This is a genomic window from Pseudoroseomonas cervicalis ATCC 49957 (assembly GCF_000164635.1).
In the GTDB taxonomy this organism is placed as follows: Bacteria; Pseudomonadota; Alphaproteobacteria; order Acetobacterales; family Acetobacteraceae; genus Pseudoroseomonas; species Pseudoroseomonas cervicalis.
Window position 1 is genome coordinate 1 of sequence record NZ_GG770875.1, and the last position, 2,692, is coordinate 2,692.

Annotated in this window: 3 protein-coding genes; all 3 read right to left on the reverse strand. The window is 74.5% G+C overall.

Annotated features, from left to right (window positions below; all coding sequences use genetic code 11):
• Nucleotides 1-108: 108 nt before the first annotated feature.
• Nucleotides 109-624, reverse strand: coding sequence for a hypothetical protein (locus HMPREF0731_RS19880; RefSeq protein ID WP_211207972.1), 516 nt, complete (start codon nucleotides 622-624; stop codon nucleotides 109-111).
• A gap of 69 nt (nucleotides 625-693) precedes the next feature.
• Nucleotides 694-2,040, reverse strand: coding sequence for a 3-carboxy-cis,cis-muconate cycloisomerase (gene pcaB, locus HMPREF0731_RS19885; protein ID WP_245538370.1), 1,347 nt, complete (start codon nucleotides 2,038-2,040; stop codon nucleotides 694-696).
• Between the two features lie 45 nt (nucleotides 2,041-2,085).
• Nucleotides 2,086-2,692 (reverse strand): 4-carboxymuconolactone decarboxylase (gene pcaC, locus HMPREF0731_RS19890; protein WP_007006011.1); only part of this gene is annotated, 607 nt, incomplete at its 5' end.

A 2,692-nucleotide genomic window follows, 5' to 3' on the forward strand; every position in this document is an offset into this window, starting at 1 on the left:
TGAGCGTGCCGCTGACGCCGCCGCTGATGCCGCCGGCGATGCCGCCCGCCAGTTCGCAGCCCGAGAGCAGCGGCGCCGCCAGCAGCGCCAGCAGCGCCGCGCGCCGCCTCACTGCAGCGCGCCCCAGCGCTCGGTGGCGGGCTCGGCGCTGGCCCATTTCCAGCGCTCGCCCTGGCGGCAGATGATGGCGGTGAAGAACTCGGTCTCCGCCTCCACCTCGCCGGCGACGGAGAAGACGATCTCGCGGCAGGCGAGGCCGAGCGCGCCGATCTCGCGGCTGATGGCGACCTGCCCGGCATGGTCGGTGCCCATCGGGTTGCTGTGGGTGACCGACCAGCGCGCCACCGCGCCCGGCGCCAGCGGCCCGGCGGCGGCGGCGATGCTGTCCTGCTCGGCCCGCTGCAGCCGGCGGCGGGTGTAGTCGAGCCCGGCCCGCGTCGCCGAGAGCACGCCGACGCCGATGCCGGCGGTGATGGCGGTGTCGCGCGTCACCGCCCCGGCCAGGGCCGCGCTGCCGAGGCCGGCCAGCTCCGCCGAGCCTTCATTCACCAGCGAATCGCAGCCCGTCAGGGCAAGCAGGCTGGCCAGCAGCAGGGCGGCGGCGGGGCGGCGGCGTGGCGTCATGCGCCCCATGCTACCGCCACGGCCCCGCAAGGAAAGCCACGCGATCTTGAGCGGCGCGTCGCCGCCGCCTCAGAGCCGCGCCAGCACCCGGTCGATGAAGGCCCCCGCGCAGCCGAGGTAATGCGACGGGTCGGTCAGCCGGGCGATCTGCTCGGCGGAGATGACGCCGGTGACGCAGGGGTCGCGCCCCAGCGCCTCGGCCAGCGGGATTCCCGCCTCGAGCGCCAGGTCGCAGGCATGGTGCACCGCGTCATGCGCGCCGCCGCGGCCGAGATGCGGGGCGAGCCCCATCATCACCGCCTCGGCCACGATCAGCCCGCCGGTGGAATCCAGGTTGCGGCGCATGCGCGCGGCATCGACCACCATGCCCTCGGCGATGAAGCGCGCCTGGTCCAGCGCGCCATGCGCCAGGGTGAAGGCCTGGGGCAGGGCCAGCGGCTCGGCCTGCCAGGGGCCGGTGCCGCGCTCCTGGTCCACCGCCATGGCGGCGAGCATCTGCGGCACCAGCGCCTGCACGCCGCGCGCCTGGGCCAGCACGTATTCGCAGGCGATCGGGTTGCGCTTCTGCGGCATGGTGGAGGAGCCGCCGCGGCCGGGCGCGTGCGGCTCGAACACCTCGGCCACCTCGGTCTGCATCAGCAGCATGATGTCGGTGGCGAATTTCGACAGCGCGCCGGTCAGCAGGCCGAGCAGGCAGACCGCCTCCGCCATGCCGTCGCGCGCCACATGCCAGGGCGCGTCCGGCACGGCGAGGTCCAGCTCCGCCGCCAGCCCCTCCGCCACCGCCAGCCCCTGGTCGCCGAGCGAGGCCAGCGTGCCGGCGGCGCCGCCGAACTGCACCTTCAGCAGGCGCGGCAGCAGCTGCGCGATGCGCTCGCGCATGGTGATCAGCGGCGACAGCCAGATGGCGCATTTGTAGCCGAAGGTCAGCGGCAGGGCGTGCTGGAGGTGGGTGCGCCCGGCCATCACCGTGTCGCGGTGCTCCCGCGCGCGGGCGCCGAGCGCCGCGTTCAGCCGGGCGAGGTCGGCGTCCAGCAGGGCGAAGGCGTCCCGCAACTGGAGGACAATGGCGGTGTCGATGATGTCCTGGGTGGTGGCGCCCCAATGCGTCCAGCGCCCGGCCTCGGCCCCGGCCAGCGCCGAGAGCTGCTTGACCAGCCCGACCACCGGGTAGCCGGTGTTGCGGGTGGCCCGCGCCAGCGCCGGCAGGTCGAGCTTCTCGAGCTGCGCCGCCTCGGTGATGGCATCGGCGGCCTCGGCCGGGATGATGCCGAGCTTCGCCTGGGCGCGGGCCAGCGCCGCCTCCACCTCCAGCATGCGGGCGAGGAAGGCGCGCTCGCCCACCAGCGCCCGCATCGCATCGGTGCCGTAGAGGACGGAGAGGACCGCGCCATCGGCGGGGTTGACGGACAGCATCGGCATTTCTCCCGTGGCAGAAGGCGCGTGTGGGGGGCGGAGGGCTCAGCCCTCCGCCGCCTCCATCTCCTGAAAGGCCTGCTTGGCCAGTTTCAGCGCGTGGTTGGCCACCGGCACCCCGGCATAGGCCCCCACCTGCAGCAGAACCTCCGACAGTTCCTCCGGTGTCACGCCGGTCTGCCGCGTCGCCTTCACATGCAGCACGAATTCCTCGTGCCGGGCGAGGGCGGCCATCATCGCGAGCGTCAGCAGGCTGCGGGTGTGGCGCGGCAGGCCGGGGCGGGTCCAGATCTGGCCCCAGACATTGCGGGTGATGTAGTCCTGGAACGGCCGGTCGAGCGCGGTCGCGGCGGCGCTGGCGCGCGCCACATGCGCCTCGCCCAGCACCGCCTTGCGCACCTCCTGGCCGGCGCGCAGCAGGTTGGCCGGCGCCTCGGCCTGCGCGTCCAGATGCGCCAGCATGGCCTGGGCCAGCGCCGCCGGCTCCTCGTAATTCGGGATGTGCTGGCAGGGCAGCATGACCAGCCCGGCGCCGCGGAAGCGCGCCCGCAGCGCCTTGACCGCGGCCTCCGGCACGGCCGGGTCGGCCTCGCCCATGATCAGCGTGGCGGGCTGGGCGAAGCGCGGCGGCAAATCGGCGGCGGTGGCGTCG